Origin of the sequence: Nocardioides luti (assembly GCF_014212315.1) — a bacterium.
In the GTDB taxonomy this organism is placed as follows: Bacteria; Actinomycetota; Actinomycetes; order Propionibacteriales; family Nocardioidaceae; genus Nocardioides; species Nocardioides luti.
This window is the reverse complement of the sequence record NZ_JACKXE010000001.1, coordinates 1,235,064-1,251,879: the sequence shown is the minus strand read 5'-3', so window position 1 is coordinate 1,251,879 and position 16,816 is coordinate 1,235,064. Positions and strand designations below refer to the sequence as shown.

The window sequence follows — 16,816 nt, the reverse complement described above, 5'->3', positions numbered from 1 at the left end:
GTAAGCACCGCGGAGCCGTTAACCGGTTACCGATTGTCGGCGCCGCCGCCTAGGGTGGATGACGATGTCAACCACTCCTGCCTCGGACCCGCCCGCGGGCGTCCACTCGCTGTGGCGGCTGCGCTCCTACCTCGCGCCCCACGTCCCCGCCCTCGCGATCATGCTCGGCACCTCCCTCGGAGGCGTCGCGCTGTCGATCGCGATCCCGCTCGTCACCAAGGCGCTGATCGACGGCCCGATCACCGACCGCGAGCTCGGTCCCGTGCTGCCGCTCGGGCTGCTCGCCCTGGCGCTCGGGGTGCTCGAGGCGGTGCTGATCTTCTGGCGCCGCTGGGTGCAGTCCAACGCCGTGCTCGGCATCGAGACCGCGATGCGCCACGACCTCTACGAGCGCCTCCAGCAGCTGCCGATGAGCTTCCACAGCAAGTGGCAGTCCGGCCAGCTGCTCTCGCGCGCGACCACGGACCTCTCCGCGATCCGCCGGTTCAGCGGCTTCGGTCTGCTGTTCCTGGTCATCAACATCCTCCAGGTCACGGTCGTCACGATCGTGCTGCTGAACATGTACTGGCCGCTCGGCCTGGTCGTCGCGGCGACGGCCGCCCCCATCGTGTGGCTCTCGATGCGCTTCGAGAAGTCCTACGTCGTCGTCTCGCGACGGGTGCAGGACGAGCAGGGCGACCTCGCGACGCTCTCCGAGGAGGGCGCCGTCGGCATCCGCGTGATCAAGTCCTTCGGTCGCAGCGAGCACGTCGCCCAGCAGTACGAGTCCGCCGCCCGCAAGCTCTACGACACCAGCATGGACAAGGTCCGCCTGTCCGCGCGGTTCTGGAGCTTCCTCGAGGTCATCCCGAACTTCGCCGTCGTGGTGGTGCTCCTGCTCGGCGCGATCGGCGTCGGCAAGGGCCTGCTCACCCCCGGCGAGCTGGTCGCCTTCATCACGCTGATGCTCTCGCTCGTGTGGCCGGTCGCCTCGCTCGGCGTGATCCTCGCGATGGCCCAGGAGGCGATGACCGCCAGCGCCCGGATCCTGGAGATCTTCGACACCCAGCCCGACATCGTCTCGGGCACCCGGGTGGTCGAGCAGCCGCGCGGCCACCTGCGCTTCGAGCACGTCGACTTCGCCTTCCCCGACGCCCTCGACGAGCCGGTGCTGCGCGACGTCAACCTCGACGTCCGCCCCGGCGAGACCGTCGCGCTGGTCGGCGCCACCGGCTCCGGCAAGACCATCCTGACCGCCCTCGTCCCGCGGCTGTACGACGTCACCGGCGGCCGGGTCACCCTCGACGGCGTCGACGTGCGCGAGCTGCAGCTGCCGCACCTGCGCCAGCTCGTCGCGACGGCCTTCGAGGACCCGACGCTGTTCTCGATGTCCGCCCGGGAGAACCTCACCCTCGGCCGCGCCGACGCCACCGAGGCCGAGATCGCCGAGGCGCTCGAGGTGAGCCAGGCCGGCTTCGTGCACGACCTGCCCTGGGGGCTCGACACCCGGATCGGCGAGCAGGGCATGGCCCTGTCCGGCGGCCAGCGCCAACGGCTCGCCCTGGCGCGCGCCGTGCTGGCGCAGCCGCGGGTCCTGGTCCTCGACGACACGCTCTCCGCGCTCGACGTGCACACCGAGAAGCTCGTCGAGGAGGCGCTGCAGCGGGTGCTGTCGGCCACCACCGGGCTGGTCGTCGCGCACCGCGCGTCGACCGTGCTGCTCGCCGACCGGGTCGCCCTGCTCCAGGACGGCACGATCACCCACGTCGGCGACCATCGCGAGCTGCTGGCGACGGTGCCCGAGTACCGCTCCCTCCTCGCCGCCGAGACCGAGTCCGAGGAGGTGTCCGCATGAGCGGGTCCACCGGCTGGCGCGGTGTCGCACAGGTCGACGACGAGGAGGCCGAGGAGCGCGAGAGCGCCGCGCGCCTCGGTGGCGGCTCGCGCCGCCTGCTGGGCGAGCTGCTGGCGCCGTACAAGCGCGCCATCCAGGTGCTGGTCGTCATCGTGGTCGTCGAGAACGCCGCCCGGCTGTCGATCCCGTACCTCGTCAAGGAGGGGATCGACACCGGCATCCCGCCGATCCGCGAGTCCGACAACCTCGAGCCGCTGCTGCTGGTCGTCGGCATCATGCTGGTGGCCACGATCACCCAGGCGGTGGCGCGGCAGCTGTTCCTCGTCCGGTCGGGACGCATCGGCCAGGACGTGCTGTTCTCGATCCGGCGCCGGGTCTTCCGCCACTTCCAGGTGCTGAGCCCGGCCTTCCACGACAGCTACACCTCCGGCCGGGTGATCTCGCGCCAGACCTCCGACGTCGACGCGATCTACGAGATGCTCGAGACCGGCTTCGACGGGCTGGTCACCGCTGCCCTCACCCTGCTCGGCACCGCCGGGCTGCTGCTCTTCCTCGACCTCAAGCTGGGCCTGGTCGCGCTGCTGTGCGGCCCGGTGCTCGCCTGGCTGACCAACTGGTTCCGCAAGGAGTCCTCGAAGAGCTACCGCGTCACCCGCGAGAAGGTCGCGCTGGTGATCGTGCACTTCGTCGAGTCGATGGGCGGGATCCGCGCGGTCCAGGCCTTCCGCCGCGAGGGTCGCAACCAGGAGATCTTCGACGACGTCAACGACCAGTACCGCGCCGCCAACCTGGTCGCCTTCCGGCTGGTCGCGTGGTTCATGCCGGGCATCCGGCTGATCGGCAACGTCACGATCGCGGTGGTGCTGCTCTACGGCGCCTACCGGGCCTACCACGGCGACGTGACCGTCGGCGTGCTCGCGGCGTTCCTGCTCTACCTCCGGCAGTTCTTCGAGCCGATGATGGAGATCTCGCAGTTCTACAACACCTTCCAGTCAGCGTCGGCCGCGCTGGAGAAGCTCGCCGGCGTGCTCGAGATCCCCGCGAGCGTCCCCGAGCCCGAGCGCCCCACCCCGCTGGCCAAGGCGCACGGCGAGCTGCGCTTCGAGGACGTCCGCTTCGGCTACGTCGAGGGCCGCGACGTGCTGCCGGACCTCGACCTGACCGTCCCGGCCGGGCAGACGCTGGCGCTGGTCGGCACGACCGGTGCCGGCAAGACCACCCTGGCCAAGTTGTCGACCCGGTTCTACGACCCCGACGGCGGGCGGATCCTGCTCGACGGCATCGACCTGCGCGACCTGACCTCGACGGACCTGCGCACCTCGGTCGTCATGGTCACCCAGGAGAACTACCTCTTCTCCGGCACCATCGCCGACAACATCCGCTTCGGGCGGCCGGACGCCACGATGGAGCAGATCGTCGAGGCGACCACCGCCCTCGGCGCGCACGACTTCATCACGGCCATGCCGGACGGCTACGAGACCGACGTCGCCAACCAGGGCGGCCGGCTCAGCGCCGGTCAGCGGCAGCTGGTCGCCTTCGCCCGGGCGTTCCTCGCCGACCCGTCGGTGCTGATCCTCGACGAGGCCACCTCGTCGCTGGACTCGCCCTCGGAGCGCCTGGTCCAGCACGCGCTGCGCACCGTGCTGGCCGGCCGGACCGCGCTGATCATCGCCCACCGGCTCTCCACCGTGGAGATCGCCGACCGGGTGCTGGTGATGGAGCACGGCCGGATCGTCGAGGACGGCAGCCCGGCCGACCTGGTCGCCAGCGGTGGTGGTCGCTACTCCGACCTGCACGACGCCTGGCTGGAGTCCCTGGCCTGACGGCCGCCGGCCCGGCCACTAGTCTGCGGCCGTGACCGACCTCTCCCGCCTCGGCGTCACCGAGACCGTCCGCCTGACCACCCAGCGCGACCTGACCGCCCGGCTGGTCGTCGAGGAGGCCCTGGGACGCATCGCCGACGCCGACCCGCGGCTCAACGCCTTCTCGCGGGTGCTGGCCGACGAGGCGCGGGCCGAGGCCTCCGCGCGCGACGACCAGCTCGCCGGGGGAGCGGCGCCCGGGCCGCTCCACGGCGTGCCGATCGCGGTCAAGGAGGAGATCGACGTCGCCGGCACGGTCACGACGTACGGCGGGGAGGCCAACTCCACCCCGGTGGCGGCCGACGCCGAGCTGGTGCGCCGGCTGCGCGCCGCCGGCGCCGTCATCGTCGGCAAGACCACGATGCCGGAGTTCGGGGCGTTCCCCTACACCGAGTCGGCGTCGCGCGGCCTCACCCGCAACCCGTGGGACCACGCGCGGACGCCCGGCGGCTCCAGCGGCGGCACCGCCTCGGCCGTGTCCGCCGGCCTGGTCCCGGTCGCGATCGGCGGCGACGGCGGCGGCTCGATCCGGATCCCCAGCGCCTGCTGCGGCCTCTTCGGCCTCAAGCCGCAGCGCGGCCGGGTGACGACCTCGCCGGAGCCGCACCTGTGGTGGGCGCTCGGCACCGCGGGCCCGCTCACCCGGACCGTCCTCGACAGCGCGGTCGTGTACGACGCCATCCGCGGCAACCTGGACACCGACCTCTACCGCGCGGGTGGGACCGAGTCGTTCACCGAGGCCGCGCAGCGCGAGCCCGGGCGGCTGCGGATCGGCTGGACCACGAAGCCGGTCACGCTCGGCGTGAAACCCGACCCGCTGCACGTGCAGGTCCTCGAGGACACCGTCCGGCTGCTGACCGAGCTGGGCCACGACGTGGTCGAGGTGGACCCGCGCTACCCCGACCCGACGGCCGCGTTCGTGCCGCAGTTCTTCGCCGGGATCCGCACCGAGGCCGACCAGGTCGAGCACTTCGAGCGCCTCGAGCGACGCACCCGCGAGACCTACCGGCTCGGCTCGTGGGTCCGCCCCGGGGTGGTCCGGTGGGCGCTCAAGGAGACCGAGAAGATCTCCGCCAAGGCCAACCTGGTCTTCCAGGACGTCGACGTGCTCCTCACCCCGACCATCGCCCACCGGCCCCCGCCGGTCGGGCAGCTCGACGGCGCCGGGACGGTGCTGGCCTCGCTGCGGGCGATGCCCGCGATCGCCTACGCCGCCCTGTGGAACGTCGCCGGCAACCCGGCCGCCGCGGTGCCCTGCGGCACCGGCCCCGACGGACTGCCCACCTCGGTGCAGCTGGTCGGACGCACTGACGACGAGGCGACGCTGTTCAGCCTGGCCGCCCAGGTCGAGAAGGCGCGGCCCTGGCCGCTGCTCGCCGGCGACGACGCGTGACCCGCCGCAGGACCCTGCTGCTCCAGACCCCGCGCGCCCGGGCGCAGCGGCTGCGGCGCCGGCTGACCCACGACCCCACGAGCCCGCTGGCCGGCCGCACGGTGCTGGTCACCGGCGCCTCCTCCGGCATCGGCGAGGCGACCGCCCGCGCGGTCGCGGCCCGAGGTGCGCACGTCCTGCTCGTGGCACGCCGCGCCGAGGCCCTCGAGGAGCTGCGGGCCGAGATCGTCGCCGACGGCGGCCGCGCGACGGCGTACCCCTGCGACCTGACGGACCTCGAGGCCGTCGACGTCCTCGTCGAGCGCGTGCTCGCCGACCACGGCACCGTCGACCTCCTCGTCAACAACGCCGGCCGCTCGATCCGGCGCTCCCTGCACCTGACCCACGGGCGCTTCCACGACTTCGAGCGCACGATGGCGATCAACTACTTCGCCCCGGTCCGCCTCACGATGGGGCTGCTGCCGGCGATGCGTGCCCAGCGCTTCGGCCACGTGGTCAACATCGTGACGTGGGGCGTGCAGATGAAGGCCCCGAAGTTCTCCGCGTACATCGCCTCCAAGACCGCGCTCGACACGTGGTCGCGGATCGCCTCGCGGGAGGCGTACGGCGACAACGTGACCTTCACCAACATGCGCTTCTCCCTGGTGCGGACCGCGATGTCGGCGCCGACCGAGGCCTACGCCGGCCGGGGCGAGACCACGGAGCACGCCGCCGCCCGCGTGGTGCGCGCCCTCGAGGACCGTCCGGTGACCGTGGGCGGCTGGCCCGGCCGGGTCGGCGAGGTGCTCAACCTGGTGGCGCCCCGCCTGAGCGACGCGCTGTTCTGGCGCTTCGACCGGGCCTTCCCCGACTCCGCCGCGGCCCGCGGCGAGCGCTGAGCCTCAGGCGGCCTCGGCGCTCGGCCCCATGACCGAGAAGGCGACGCCGGCCGGGTCGACGAGCACGGCCAGCCGGCCGTACGGCGTCTCCTGGGGCGCCGTGTCGACGCTCCCGCCGAGCTCGACGGCCTGCGCGACGGCCGCGTCGGTGCCCTCGACCATCAGGTAGGGCTGCCAGCGCGACGGCTGGTCCCCGAGGAAGCCGGCGGCGTCCATGATCCCGGCGCGCGCGTCGTCGTCCTTGCCGAGCGTGCAGTACCGGAACTCGTCGCTGTCGCTCATCGTCGTCACGTCCCAGCCGAAGACGTCGGTGTAGAACCCGACGGAGGCGGCGTAGTCCGTGCTGAGCGTCTCGAACCACCCCGGCGCACCCGGCTCCGCGATCAGGCCGGTCCCGGCGAAGGTCTCGGCCTGCCAGGCGCCGACGACGGCGCCGGCCGGGTCGACGAGCATCGCCATCGAGCCGAGGTCGGCGATCTGCATCGGGCCGTGCAGGACGGTGCCGCCGGCCTGCGTGGTCCGCGCCAGCGTCCGCTCGATGTCGTCCGTCGACAGGTAGACCGACCACATGCTGGGGCTGCCGGACGTCCCGTCGTTCGCCATCAGCCCGGCGATCGGGACATCGTCCTTGAGGAACATCCGGTAGCCGCCGAACTCCGGGCTGCCCTCGCCGGCGGTCCAGCCGAACAGCGGGCCGTAGAACGCCGCGGCGGCGTCGGTGTCGGGGGTGAACAGCTCGATGTAGCAGGGCTCTCCGGTGACCGGGGTGCGGGACATGTCATCTCCTGGGGTCGTCGTACGTCGTCAGGGAGTCGACTCCGGGGCCGACGGGAACTCATCGCTGTGCGAGCATCGGCTCGTGGCCCACCTGACGCTCGCCGACGGACGCACGCTCGAGTACCTCACCGGCGGGGCGGAGGACGGGATCCCCTACCTCTACCACGCGGGCACCCCGAGCGCAGCCGTGCGGGACGACGCGATGTGGGCGGCCGCCGAGCGGGTCGGGCTGCGGCTGGTGACCTTCTCGCGGCCCGGGTACGGCGCCTCCACCCCGCGCCCGGTCGGCGACCCGGTGCCCGTCGCGGCCGACGTCGCCGACAGCGTCGAGCTGCTGGACGCGCTGGGGATCGACCGGTTCGTGACGCTCGGCTGGTCCGGCGGCGGCCCGCGCGCCCTGGGCTGTGCGGCGCTGCTGCCCGGGCGCTGCCTCGCGGCGCTGAGCCTCGCCGGGGTGGCACCGGCCGACGCCGACGACCTCGACTTCACCGCCGGCATGGGCCCGGAGAACGTGCGCGACTTCGACCTCGCCGCGCGGGGCCGTGAGGCGCTGCGGCCGGTCGTCGAGGAGCAGGCGGCCGAGTTCGGTGCCGTGACCGGCGAGCAGATCGTGGCCGCCTTCGGCGAGCTCGTGGACGAGGTCGACGCCGCCGCGCTCACGGGTGCGTTCGCCGACCACCTCGCGGCCGACTTCCGGCACGCGATGGCCCAGGGGGCGGTGGGGCTCCTGGAGGACAACCTCCAGATCATGCGGCCGTGGGGCTTCGACGTCGCCGCGATCACCGTGCCGGTCGCGGTGTGGCAGGGCGCCCACGACAAGATGGTGCCGTTCGCGCACGGCCAGTGGCTGGCCGCCCGGATCCCCGGGGCGCGGGTGCACCTCTTCGACGACGAGGGTCACCTGTCGCTGATCAGCCGGCTCGACGAGATGCTCGCCGAGCTCCGCGACCTCAGCGGCCTCTGAGCACGTCGGACGACGCTCAGCTGGCCTTCTTGGCGGCGGCCTTCTTCGTGGTCGACTTCGTCGCCTTCTTGGCCGGAGCCTTCTTGGCGGCGGCCTTCTTGGCCGGAGCCTTCTTCGCGCCCGACTTCTTCGCCGGCTTCTCGTCCTCGGCCGACGGCGCGTCCTCGCCCCGGGCGGTCTTGGCGGCGTCGACCGAGCGCTGCAGCGCCGCGAGCAGGTCGACGACCTCGCCCGACGACTTGGTCGAGGTGGGCGTGCGCTTGACCTCGCCGCCCTCGATCTTGGTCTTGACCAGGGTCTCGACCGCGCCGGCGTAGTCGTCCTCGAACTCGGAGGCGTCGAAGTCGCCGGCCAGCGTCTCGACCAGCATGTTGGCCATCTTGACCTCGGCGGGCTTGACCTCGTCGACCTCGACGGAGAAGTCCGGCGTGCGGATCTCGTCGGGCCACATCATCGTCTGCAGCACGATCACGTCGTCGCGGACGCGGAGCACGGCCACCGAGGTGCGCTGGCGCAGGGCGACGGTGACGACCGCCATCCGGTCGGCGTCGAGGAGGGCCTGGCGCAGCAGGGCGTAGGGCTTGGCGCCGGTCTTCTCGGGCTCGAGGTAGTACGACTTCTCGAACAGCATCGGGTCGATCTGGTTGCTGGGGACGAACTTCTCGACCGCGATCTCCCGCGACGACGTCGACGGCAGCTCGGCCATGTCGTCGTCGGTGAGGATCACCATCTCGCCGTCCTCGGTCTCGTAGCCCTTGGCGATGTCGGCGAACGCGACCTCCTCGCCGTCGATCGAGCAGACGCGTTGGTACTTGATCCGCCCGCCGTCCTTCGCGTGCACCTGCCGGAAGGACACGTCGTGGGACTCCGTGGCGGAGTAGAGCTTCACGGGGACGCTCACCAGCCCGAAGGAGACGGCACCCTTCCAGATCGCACGCATGGTGCCAGTGTGGCACGGGTCGCGACGAGGGAGGATGGTCCGCATGCGTCCGATGCTGGCCACCAAGGGCACCCACGTCCCGGCCGGGAGCGAGTGGTCCCACGAGGTGAAGTGGGACGGCATGCGGGTGCTGGTCGAGGCGGACGGCGGCGTCGCCCGGCTCTTCTCGCGCAACGAGAACGACGTGACCGTCAGCTTCCCCGAGCTCCAGGGGATCCCGGGGGAGCGGCTGCTGCTCGACGGCGAGGTGGTCGCCTTCGCCGACGGGCTGCCGACGTTCGGCGCGCTGGCGGACCGGATGCACGTGCGCAGCGCGACCCGGGCGGCCGCGCTGGCGCGGACCAACCCGGTCACGCTGCTGGTCTTCGACGTGCTCCGCGCCGGCGACCGCGACCTGACCCGGCTCACGCTCGCCGAGCGCCGTGAGGTGCTTCTTGGGCTGGACCTCCAGGACGACCGCTGGCAGACGCCGCCGACGTACGACGACGGGCCGATGCTCTTCGAGGCGACCCGCCAGCAGGGGCTCGAGGGGATCGTCAGCAAGCGGCTGTCCTCGCGCTACGAGCCCGGCGCCCGCAGCAAGCACTGGCTGAAGTTCCCGCACCGGGCCCGGACCTCGTGGGTGGTCGGCGGCTGGCGACCCGAGACCGGCAGCGCGCACCGCCTGGGGGCGCTGCTGGTGGGGGAGCCGACACCGGAGGGGCTCGTCTACCGCGGCCGGGTCGGCAGCGGCATCGCCGGCAAGGTCGGGCCGGTCCTGCTCGAGGCGCTGGGGCCGCTGGCGCGCGGGGCCAGCCCGTTCGTCGACGAGGTGCCCCGGCTCGACGCGCTCGGCACGCACTGGGTCGACCCCGTCCTGGTCGTCGACGTCGAGTCGCTCGGCCTGTCCTCGCAGCAGCGCCTCCGCCAGCCGTCGTACCGTGGGGTCCGCCCCGACCTCAGCCCCGAGGACCTCCTGTGAAGCGCCTGCTCCCGCTCCTGCTGCTCGCGACGGCCCTGGTCACCGGTCCGCTGCCGGCCTCGGTCGCGGCCCCTGCCCCCGCCGCCGCCGCGACCACCGAGCTGGTCCGCCTGGACGGCGTGACGGTGCGGCTCAAGCCGCGCACGACGCAGGTCGTGACGGTCAACCACACCCGCGGCCACCACGCCCGGGTCACGTTCTGGGCGCTCAGCCACGGGGAGTGGGTGGCCCGCTTCCGGGCGGTGGACGGCAGGATCGGCTACGCCGGCCTGGTCGCCCCGACCGAGCGGGTCCAGGGGTCGGGGAAGACGCCGCTCGGCACCCACCGCCTGCCGTGGGCGTTCGGCACGCACGCCCGCCGGGACGGCTGGGAGACGTCGTACCGCCGGATCGGCCGGGACGACTACTGGGTGCTCGACAACGCCTCCGACCACTACAACGAGTGGCGCAGCCGCCGCCAGGGCGGCTTCCGCTGGCGGCTGCCGGCGAGCGACCCGAACGCCTCGGAGCACCTGCGCGACTACCCGCAGCAGTACGAGTACGCCGTCACGACGAGCTTCAACCACACCCAGGTGCGGCACCGCGGCGGCGCGATCTTCCTGCACGTCAACGGGCGCGGGGCCACCGCCGGCTGCGTCAGCGCGCCGCGCTGGTTCCTGCGCCGGCTGCTCGGCCGTCTGGACGCCGACCGCGTCCCCGTGATCGCGATCGGCCGGTGACCGCGTCGTGAGCCCGACCGGCGAGGAGCTGCACGTCGACGTCGAGGGGCGCACCCTCAAGATCAGCAACCTCGGCAAGGTGCTGTTCCCGGCGACCGGCACGACCAAGGGTGAGGTGCTCAACTACTACGCCCGGATCGCGCCGGTGCTGCTGCCCCACCTGAAGGACCGGGCGGTGACCCGGATCCGCTGGCCGCACGGCGTGCAGGACAAGAGCTTCTTCGAGAAGAACGCCCCGGCCGGCACCCCGTCGTGGGTGCGGACCGCGAAGGTCCCGACGACCGGCTCCCGCGGACCGTCGAGGAACGGCGACACCCTGGTCTTCCCGATCGTCGACGACCTCGCGACGCTCACCTGGCTGGTCAACCTGGCCGCGCTGGAGCTGCACGTGCACCAGTGGACGGTCGGGCGCAACGGCCGGCCCCGCAACGCCGACCGCCTCGTGATCGACCTCGACCCAGGCGACCCGGCCGGCCTGCACGAGTGCTGCCAGGTGGCGCTGCTGGTCCGCGAGGCGCTGCACGCGCGCGACCTCGAGACCAAGCCGGTCACCAGCGGCAGCAAGGGGCTGCACCTCTACGCCGACCTGCCCGGCCGGATGCCGTCCGACGACTCGACTGCCCTGGCCAAGGAGGTCGCGGAGGCCCTCCAGCAGGCCCACCCGAAGGACGTCACGGCCACGATGACCAAGGCCAAGCGCTCCGGCAAGGTGTTCCTCGACTGGTCGCAGAACGCCGGCTCGAAGACCACGATCTCGCCGTACTCCCTGCGCGGGCGCGAGCGGCCGTACGTCGCCACGCCGGTCACCTGGGCGGAGGTCGAGGCGGGCGCCGAGGACCCGCTCGGCCTCGAGCAGTTCCGCTTCGACGAGGTGCTCGACCGGGTCGAGGAGCACGGCGACCTCTTCGCCTGAGCGACCCGCTGCCCTGTTACCAAACAGTGGGGCTCCCGTGCACGCCGTGTGGATCCGGCGTGGCAGCGCGAGTCCTACCGTGAGGCTGTCGGAACGCTCAGACAGGACAGTGCGATGAACCCGGTGACCGCTGCGATCGGCCGAAAGGTGATCCTCCCGTTGGGGACGCTGCTCGGTGCCGGCGGGATGGTCATGGCGCTCGGCATTCCCTGGACGAGCTCGGGGGAGGGCGCCGGAGGCATCCGGCTCTCCGCCGACGACGAGCACGGAGCGACCCTCACGATCACCCACATCAAGCCGGGTGAGTCGGAGACGAGGAGCGTCACCATCCGCAACTCGGGTGGGACGTCCTCGCGGCTGTCGTTCCAGGAGACAGGGGAACCATCGACCTTCGCGGACGGCGAGCTCCACCTCGCCATCGAGAAGGACGGCAAGCCGGTGTACGACGGTCCGTTCGCCGGCATGAGCGACTTCGCGCAGGACATGGGCAACCTCGCACCCGGTGGGTCGAGCACGTTCCTGTTCACGGTGTCGCTCCCCGACGACGCCCCGTTCGCCAACCAGGGGACGCCGGCCACGGCGTCGTACGCCTGGGAGACGGCGCCGGGCTACACCGCGAGCGACGGCAGCTGAGGAGACGACACACGGAATTCCCGTGATCCGCGCACCTGGGGGGGATGCGGGCCACGGGACTGCATGGGGAAGAGCGACGGTCAGGCGTCCGGGGAGGGAATGCCTGCACGTCGTTCACCACGGGGGTTCGGCCCGTTCGGTGTCCTGGGGGGGAACACCGGACGGGCACCCTCGTGTCCCCGACCCGCCCCACCCTCTCGGAAAACTGAGGCTAGAGATGGAGATCGTCACTTCTCCGTACCAGCCGGCCCCCTCGATGTGGAGCCGCCTGCTGGTCGGCATCCTGGTGTGCGCACCGGTGACGCTGCTCGCCCTGCTCCCGATCAGCCTCGGCCTCGACCGGTACGTCGTCACCGGCGACTCCATGGCACCGAGCCTCGGCCGGGGCACCCTGCTCCTCGAGCGCCGGGTCCCGGTCAGCTCGCTGCGCGTGGGGGACGTCATCACCTACGACCCGCCGGCCTCGTCCGGCGTCACCGGCCCGGTCACCCACCGCATCGTCGCCGTCGACGGCGACCTCGTGCGCACCCAGGGCGACGCCGAGATCGTCCCCGACGACTGGCAGCTCCGCCTCGACGAGCCGACCCAGTCCAAGGTGGTCGCCTCGGTGCCCTACGTCGGCCACCTCTACGTCGGCGCGGGGGACCCGCCGGTGTGGGCGGCGGTGCTCGCGCTGTCCCTGCTGGTGCTGGGCGGGCCGTTCCTGCTGCGCCACCTGCACCACCGTCGTCGGCGCCCCGACACCACCTTGTCCGTATTCACGCGGGCCGGTGGGCTGCTGGCCCTATGCTGCGTGCCATGGCGCAACGAGTTCTGGTGGTCGAGGACGAGGAGGACATCGCGTTCCCCCTCGTCCGGACGCTGGAGCGCGAGGGGTACTCCGTCCACTGGGTCGACAACGGCCAGAAGGCCCTCGACAGCCTCTCGGCCGAGCCAGCGGACGTCGTCATCCTCGATCTCGGGCTCCCTGACTTCGACGGGCTCGAGGTCTGCAAGCGAGCCCGCGAGGCCGGCTTCTCGGGGGCGATCATGATCGTCACCGCGCGGGCCGGCGAGCTCGACCGCGTCGTCGGGCTCGACTACGGAGCCGACGACTACCTGGCCAAGCCCTTCGGGCTGGCCGAGCTCCAGGCGCGGGTCCGCGCCCTGTTGCGCCGTACCACCGGTCCTGGGACCACCACGACGTCGAACGCCAACGGCCACGGTGGCCTGCGGATCGACGTCGCGGCCCGGCGTGTCTACGCCGGCGAGGACGAGGTCCCGCTGACCGGCAAGGAGTTCGAGGTGCTGAACATCCTCGCCGCCAACCGGGACAAGGTCGTCTCCCGCGGCCGGCTGATGGCCGACGTGTGGGACGAGAACTGGTACGGCTCGACCAAGACGCTCGACGTCACGATCGGTCGGTTGCGCCAGAAGCTCGAGAGCCAAGGTGTCACCGAGCGCGTCGTGGCCGTTCGAGGCGTGGGGTTCCGCCTCGAAGGCGGCCCCCCGGATGCGTGAGCGGCTCACCTTCTCCTTCATCCTGCTGACGGTCCTGCTGCTGCTGGCGGCCGGTGTCGTGCGGTCGTACACCCTGCGCGACCTGATCCGCGAGCGCGAGAGCGCGCACGTCCACCAGGAGGTCGTGCTCATCCAGGAGATCGTCGCGGACCGCCAGCGCTCCGGCGGCAGCATCGACGAGGCGTTCCTCGCCAGCCTGGTCGGCGGCGACAGCCGCCTGGAGTACGCCCCGGAGGGCTCCACCTCCACGGTCGTGCGCGGGTCGTCGTACGACGGCACCGACGACCCGTCCGAGGACCTCTCCGCGACGTCGGAGGTGTACGGCGGCACGGTGACCGTCAGCCAGTCCCCGGAGGTCGTGAAGGACATCCTCACGCGCGACGTGGGCTCGCTGGTCGTGCTGTTCCTGCTGATCGCCATCGTCGCGGGGCTCATCGGCTTCCTCATCTCGCGCGCCCTGTCGGCGCCGTTCCGCCAGCTCGCGGTGGCGGCGGCCGCGCTGGGCCGCGGGCGCTTCGACCTCGACCTGCCGCGCAGCCGGATCCCGGAGGCGCGGGCGCTGTCCCAGGCGCTCGCCACCAGCGCCGGCCAGCTCGAGGACCGGCTGCGGCGCGAGCGCGACTTCGCCGAGCAGGCCTCCCACATGCTGCGCAGCCCGCTGACCGGCCTGCGCCTCGAGCTCGAGGACCTGACCCTGCGCGACGACATCCCCGAGGACGCCAAGCTCGGCGCCCGCCGGGGCATGGGCAGCGTCGACGAGATGAACGCCGTCGCCGGCGAGCTCGTGCAGCTCTCGCGCAGCGGCAGCCTGGTCGAGGGCGCCGAGATGCCGCTGGTCGAGCTGGCCACCCAGCTGGCCCAGCGCTGGGCCGACCGGCTCTCGGCCCGCGACCGGGTCCTCACCGCCTCCGCCGAGGGCGACCTGACGCTGACCTACACGCCCGGCCCCGTCGAGCACGTGCTGGACCTGGTCCTCGCCGAGGTCGTGCGCCGCGGCACCGGCGCCGTCCGGATCGTCTTCCAGGGCCAGGACGGCGGCCACCTGCGGGTCAAGGTCTCCGCCGACGGCCGGCCCGCCGGCAAGTCGCGCGGCGCCGGCCCCGGCACCGCCGTGGAGCTCGAGCCCCGCCTCGACCAGGCCCGCACCGTCGTCGAGGCGCTCGGGGGCCGGATCTCCGGCGACGACCCCGCCCGCGGCCTCGAGGTGCTGCTCCCGCGCCGCTGACCCGCCACAATGGGGGCATGACGAACCCGCGCCCCGTGGAGACCTGGCTGACCGACATGGACGGCGTCCTCGTGCACGAGGAGGTCCCGATCCCCGGGGCGCAGGAGTTCATCGAGAAGCTGAAGTCGTCGGGCCTGTCGTTCCTGGTCCTGACCAACAACTCGATCTACACCCCGCGCGACCTGCGGGCCCGGCTGCTCGGCAGCGGCATCGACGTCCCGGAGAGCGCCATCTGGACCTCCGCGCTGGCCACCGCGCAGTTCCTCGCCGACCAGCGCCCCCACGGGACGGCGTACGTCGTGGGCGAGGCGGGGCTGACCACCGCGCTGCACGACATCGGCTACGTGATGACCGACCGCGACCCGGACTACGTGGTGCTGGGGGAGACCCGGACCTACTCGTTCGAGGCGATCACCCGGGCGATCCGGCTGATCGAGGGCGGCGCGCGCTTCATCGCGACCAACCCGGACGTGAGCGGGCCCAGCGTCAACGGCACGCTGCCGGCGACCGGCTCCGTGGCGGCGCTGATCAGCACGGCGACCGGGCGCACGCCGTACTTCATCGGCAAGCCGAACCCGCTCATGATGCGCAGCGCGCTGAACCGCCTCGACGCGCACTCCGAGACGACCGTGATGATCGGCGACCGGATGGACACCGACATCATCAGCGGCCTCGAGGCGGGGCTGCGGACCGTGCTGGTGACGACGGGCTCGACGCAGCCGCACCAGGTGGAGCTGTTCCCCTACCGCCCGACGCGGGTGGTCGACTCGATCGCCGACCTGGTCGACCTCGTGGGGGCCGAGGTCAGCGCCGAGCCGACTGGCTAGCGGGCCTCGGCCTCGCGCACGCGGGTGCTGAGCACCTTGAGCAGCCCGAGCGCGACCTGCGGCTCGTGCTCGACCAGCGACTCGAACTTCTCGTGCGGCACGGCCAGCGTCGTCATCGGCTCGGTCGCGGTGACCGTCGCCGAGCGCGGCTTGCCGTCGATCATGCTCATCTCGCCGAAGTAGTCACCCGCCGCGAGCGTGCGCAGCTCGGTGCCCTTGGACGACACCTTCGCGGCGCCGCTGAGGATCAGGTGGAAGGCGAGGGCGCCCAGGCCCTCGGTCGCGACCTCGCGGTCGGCGGCGTGCTCGACCGTGCGGCCGGCGTCGACGATCTTCTTGAGCTGCCGCTTGGACAGACCCGAGAAGAGGTCCACCTGGCCGAGCATCTCCTCGGGGCTGTGGGACGTGCTGCTCATGCGGACTCCTGGTGCGCAGACGGTGCCGGGCCACCCCTGTGGCCCGGGTGACGGCAGCCTAGCCCCGGCGGTCGGGCCCGGGCCGGAAATCGGTCGTTCGGCCGTCCAGCAGCGCCCGGACGGCGCCCGCGATGACCGGGTCCGGGTCGTGGTGGGCCTCGAGCCACCCCAGGACCGCCGCGGCGGCCTCCGTGCTGCGCCCGTAGCCGGGGCACATCCTGTCGAGGGGGAGGGGCTCGTCGAGGCGCGCCCGCTCGACCCGGCGGGTGCCCTCGAAGACGTCGGGCTGGCTCAGCCGCTCCGGTGCGGTCAGGCGGACCAGCGCGAGCACGTGGTCGACGGCGTACATCTGGATGAAGCGCAGCGCGGTCAGCCGCTCCCCGCGCAGCTCGCGGTGCAGGCCCACGAAGAGGTTGGTGAGCGCCTCGCCGAGGTGGAAGTCGACCGTGTCGAAGGCGCCAGCCGCCTCACCCGGGTGGGAGGTCAACGCGAGCGGGGCGCGGCTCCACACCACGCGCGCACCGGCGAACGGGATCCCGCTCAGCTCGGGCTCGGTGAACACGGCGTACTCCAGGAAGAGGCCGTCGGCCATCAGCGCCTTGCGGCCGTTGGGGTCGTTGCGGAAGGTGTACGCCGGCGTGCCGCCGAAGCCGGACAGCCAGTCCGTCGTCGCGACGTAGCGCGCCTTGGTCGCGGCGCTGTCCACGACGACGAAGAAGTCGATGTCGGAGTGCTCGTCGAACCGGTCGGTCTCCTGCCCGGCCGAGCCGAGGCCCAGCACGGCGAGCACGCCGGGGTCCTCGGCGAGGCTGCGGGCGAGGTCGTCGAGCCGGGTGAGCGTGGGGTGCAGGTCAGGCGACATGGCGTCGTCCTCTCGGTGAGAAGTCGACGTGTCATCCCGCGCAGGCTTCTCCCGCCGGGGTCGCGACGCCGCCGAGCGTAGGTGCCCCGCGCGGTGCCGATCAAGGGTGGAT

At 72.5% G+C, this 16,816-nt stretch carries 16 protein-coding genes and 1 pseudogene; 13 read left to right on the top strand and 4 right to left on the bottom strand.

Annotation, left to right across the window (positions count from 1 at the left end; translation table 11 throughout):
- Window positions 1-64: 64 nt before the first annotated feature.
- From H5V45_RS06000 to H5V45_RS05985, 4 genes are read left to right on the top strand one after another with little or no spacing between them, the layout of a single operon-like run.
- A complete protein-coding gene (locus H5V45_RS06000; protein ID WP_185252094.1) occupies window positions 65-1,834 on the top strand; it encodes an ABC transporter ATP-binding protein in 1,770 nt (589 codons plus the stop codon).
- Window positions 1,831-3,657 carry an ABC transporter ATP-binding protein gene (locus tag H5V45_RS05995; RefSeq protein ID WP_185252093.1) on the top strand — a complete coding sequence of 609 codons (1,827 nt, stop codon included), beginning with the start codon at window positions 1,831-1,833 and terminating at the stop codon, window positions 3,655-3,657. The genes H5V45_RS06000 and H5V45_RS05995 overlap by 4 nt, the downstream gene beginning before the upstream one ends.
- A gap of 31 nt (window positions 3,658-3,688) precedes the next feature.
- The gene (locus H5V45_RS05990) at window positions 3,689-5,089 is read left to right on the top strand and encodes an amidase (RefSeq protein WP_185252092.1); all 1,401 of its coding nucleotides are present in this window, start codon (window positions 3,689-3,691) and stop codon (window positions 5,087-5,089) included.
- Window positions 5,086-5,967 carry an SDR family NAD(P)-dependent oxidoreductase gene (locus H5V45_RS05985; RefSeq protein WP_343061441.1) on the top strand — a complete coding sequence of 294 codons (882 nt, stop codon included), beginning with the start codon at window positions 5,086-5,088 and terminating at the stop codon, window positions 5,965-5,967. The genes H5V45_RS05990 and H5V45_RS05985 overlap by 4 nt, the downstream gene beginning before the upstream one ends.
- Window positions 5,968-5,970: 3 nt before the next feature.
- Here the strand turns inward: H5V45_RS05985 and H5V45_RS05980 are convergent, their stop codons facing one another.
- Window positions 5,971-6,744, bottom strand: coding sequence for a VOC family protein (locus tag H5V45_RS05980; RefSeq protein WP_185252091.1), 774 nt, complete (start codon window positions 6,742-6,744; stop codon window positions 5,971-5,973).
- A gap of 82 nt (window positions 6,745-6,826) precedes the next feature.
- On the opposite strand from H5V45_RS05980, the gene H5V45_RS05975 reads away from it, so the two are divergent.
- The gene (locus tag H5V45_RS05975) at window positions 6,827-7,708 is read left to right on the top strand and encodes an alpha/beta fold hydrolase (RefSeq protein WP_185252090.1); all 882 of its coding nucleotides are present in this window, start codon (window positions 6,827-6,829) and stop codon (window positions 7,706-7,708) included.
- Window positions 7,709-7,724: 16 nt separating this feature from the next.
- Here H5V45_RS05975 and ku read toward each other — a convergent pair whose 3' ends face one another.
- Window positions 7,725-8,648: a non-homologous end joining protein Ku gene (gene ku / locus H5V45_RS05970; RefSeq protein ID WP_185252089.1), complete on the bottom strand. Its 924-nt coding sequence runs from the start codon at window positions 8,646-8,648 to the stop codon at window positions 7,725-7,727.
- Between the two features lie 43 nt (window positions 8,649-8,691).
- Between ku and ligD (H5V45_RS05965) the strand changes: the two genes are divergently transcribed.
- The 8 genes and pseudogenes from ligD (H5V45_RS05965) to H5V45_RS05935 all read left to right on the top strand — a co-directional run bounded on the left by ligD (H5V45_RS05965) (window position 8,692) and on the right by H5V45_RS05935 (window position 15,426).
- Window positions 8,692-9,609: a non-homologous end-joining DNA ligase gene (gene ligD, locus H5V45_RS05965; RefSeq protein ID WP_185252088.1), complete on the top strand. Its 918-nt coding sequence runs from the start codon at window positions 8,692-8,694 to the stop codon at window positions 9,607-9,609.
- Window positions 9,606-10,328 (top strand): L,D-transpeptidase family protein, encoded by a 723-nt coding sequence (locus H5V45_RS05960; protein WP_185252087.1) that lies wholly within the window; start codon window positions 9,606-9,608, stop codon window positions 10,326-10,328. The genes ligD (H5V45_RS05965) and H5V45_RS05960 overlap by 4 nt, the downstream gene beginning before the upstream one ends.
- A 7-nt stretch (window positions 10,329-10,335) precedes the next feature.
- A complete protein-coding gene (ligD, locus tag H5V45_RS05955; protein ID WP_185252086.1) occupies window positions 10,336-11,241 on the top strand; it encodes a non-homologous end-joining DNA ligase in 906 nt (301 codons plus the stop codon).
- Between the two features lie 114 nt (window positions 11,242-11,355).
- Window positions 11,356-11,874, top strand: a complete 519-nt coding sequence (locus H5V45_RS05950) for a COG1361 family protein (RefSeq protein ID WP_185252085.1) — start codon at window positions 11,356-11,358, stop codon at window positions 11,872-11,874.
- Window positions 11,875-12,091: 217 nt separating this feature from the next.
- Window positions 12,092-12,403, top strand: a pseudogene (locus H5V45_RS22820) (S26 family signal peptidase); the annotation flags it as partial.
- Between the two features lie 269 nt (window positions 12,404-12,672).
- Window positions 12,673-13,374 carry a response regulator transcription factor gene (locus H5V45_RS05945; RefSeq protein WP_246415869.1) on the top strand — a complete coding sequence of 234 codons (702 nt, stop codon included), beginning with the start codon at window positions 12,673-12,675 and terminating at the stop codon, window positions 13,372-13,374.
- Window positions 13,367-14,599, top strand: a complete 1,233-nt coding sequence (locus H5V45_RS05940) for a sensor histidine kinase (protein ID WP_185252083.1) — start codon at window positions 13,367-13,369, stop codon at window positions 14,597-14,599. The genes H5V45_RS05945 and H5V45_RS05940 overlap by 8 nt, the downstream gene beginning before the upstream one ends.
- 17 nt (window positions 14,600-14,616) lie before the next feature.
- Window positions 14,617-15,426, top strand: a complete 810-nt coding sequence (locus tag H5V45_RS05935; protein WP_185252082.1) for an HAD-IIA family hydrolase — start codon at window positions 14,617-14,619, stop codon at window positions 15,424-15,426.
- Here the strand turns inward: H5V45_RS05935 and H5V45_RS05930 are convergent.
- The gene (locus H5V45_RS05930) at window positions 15,423-15,842 is read right to left on the bottom strand and encodes a Crp/Fnr family transcriptional regulator (RefSeq protein WP_185252081.1); all 420 of its coding nucleotides are present in this window, start codon (window positions 15,840-15,842) and stop codon (window positions 15,423-15,425) included. The two genes, H5V45_RS05935 and H5V45_RS05930, sit on opposite strands and share 4 nt — an antisense overlap.
- 58 nt (window positions 15,843-15,900) lie before the next feature.
- Window positions 15,901-16,704, bottom strand: a complete 804-nt coding sequence (locus H5V45_RS05925; protein ID WP_185252080.1) for a hypothetical protein — start codon at window positions 16,702-16,704, stop codon at window positions 15,901-15,903.
- Between the last annotated feature and the right edge of the window lie 112 nt (window positions 16,705-16,816).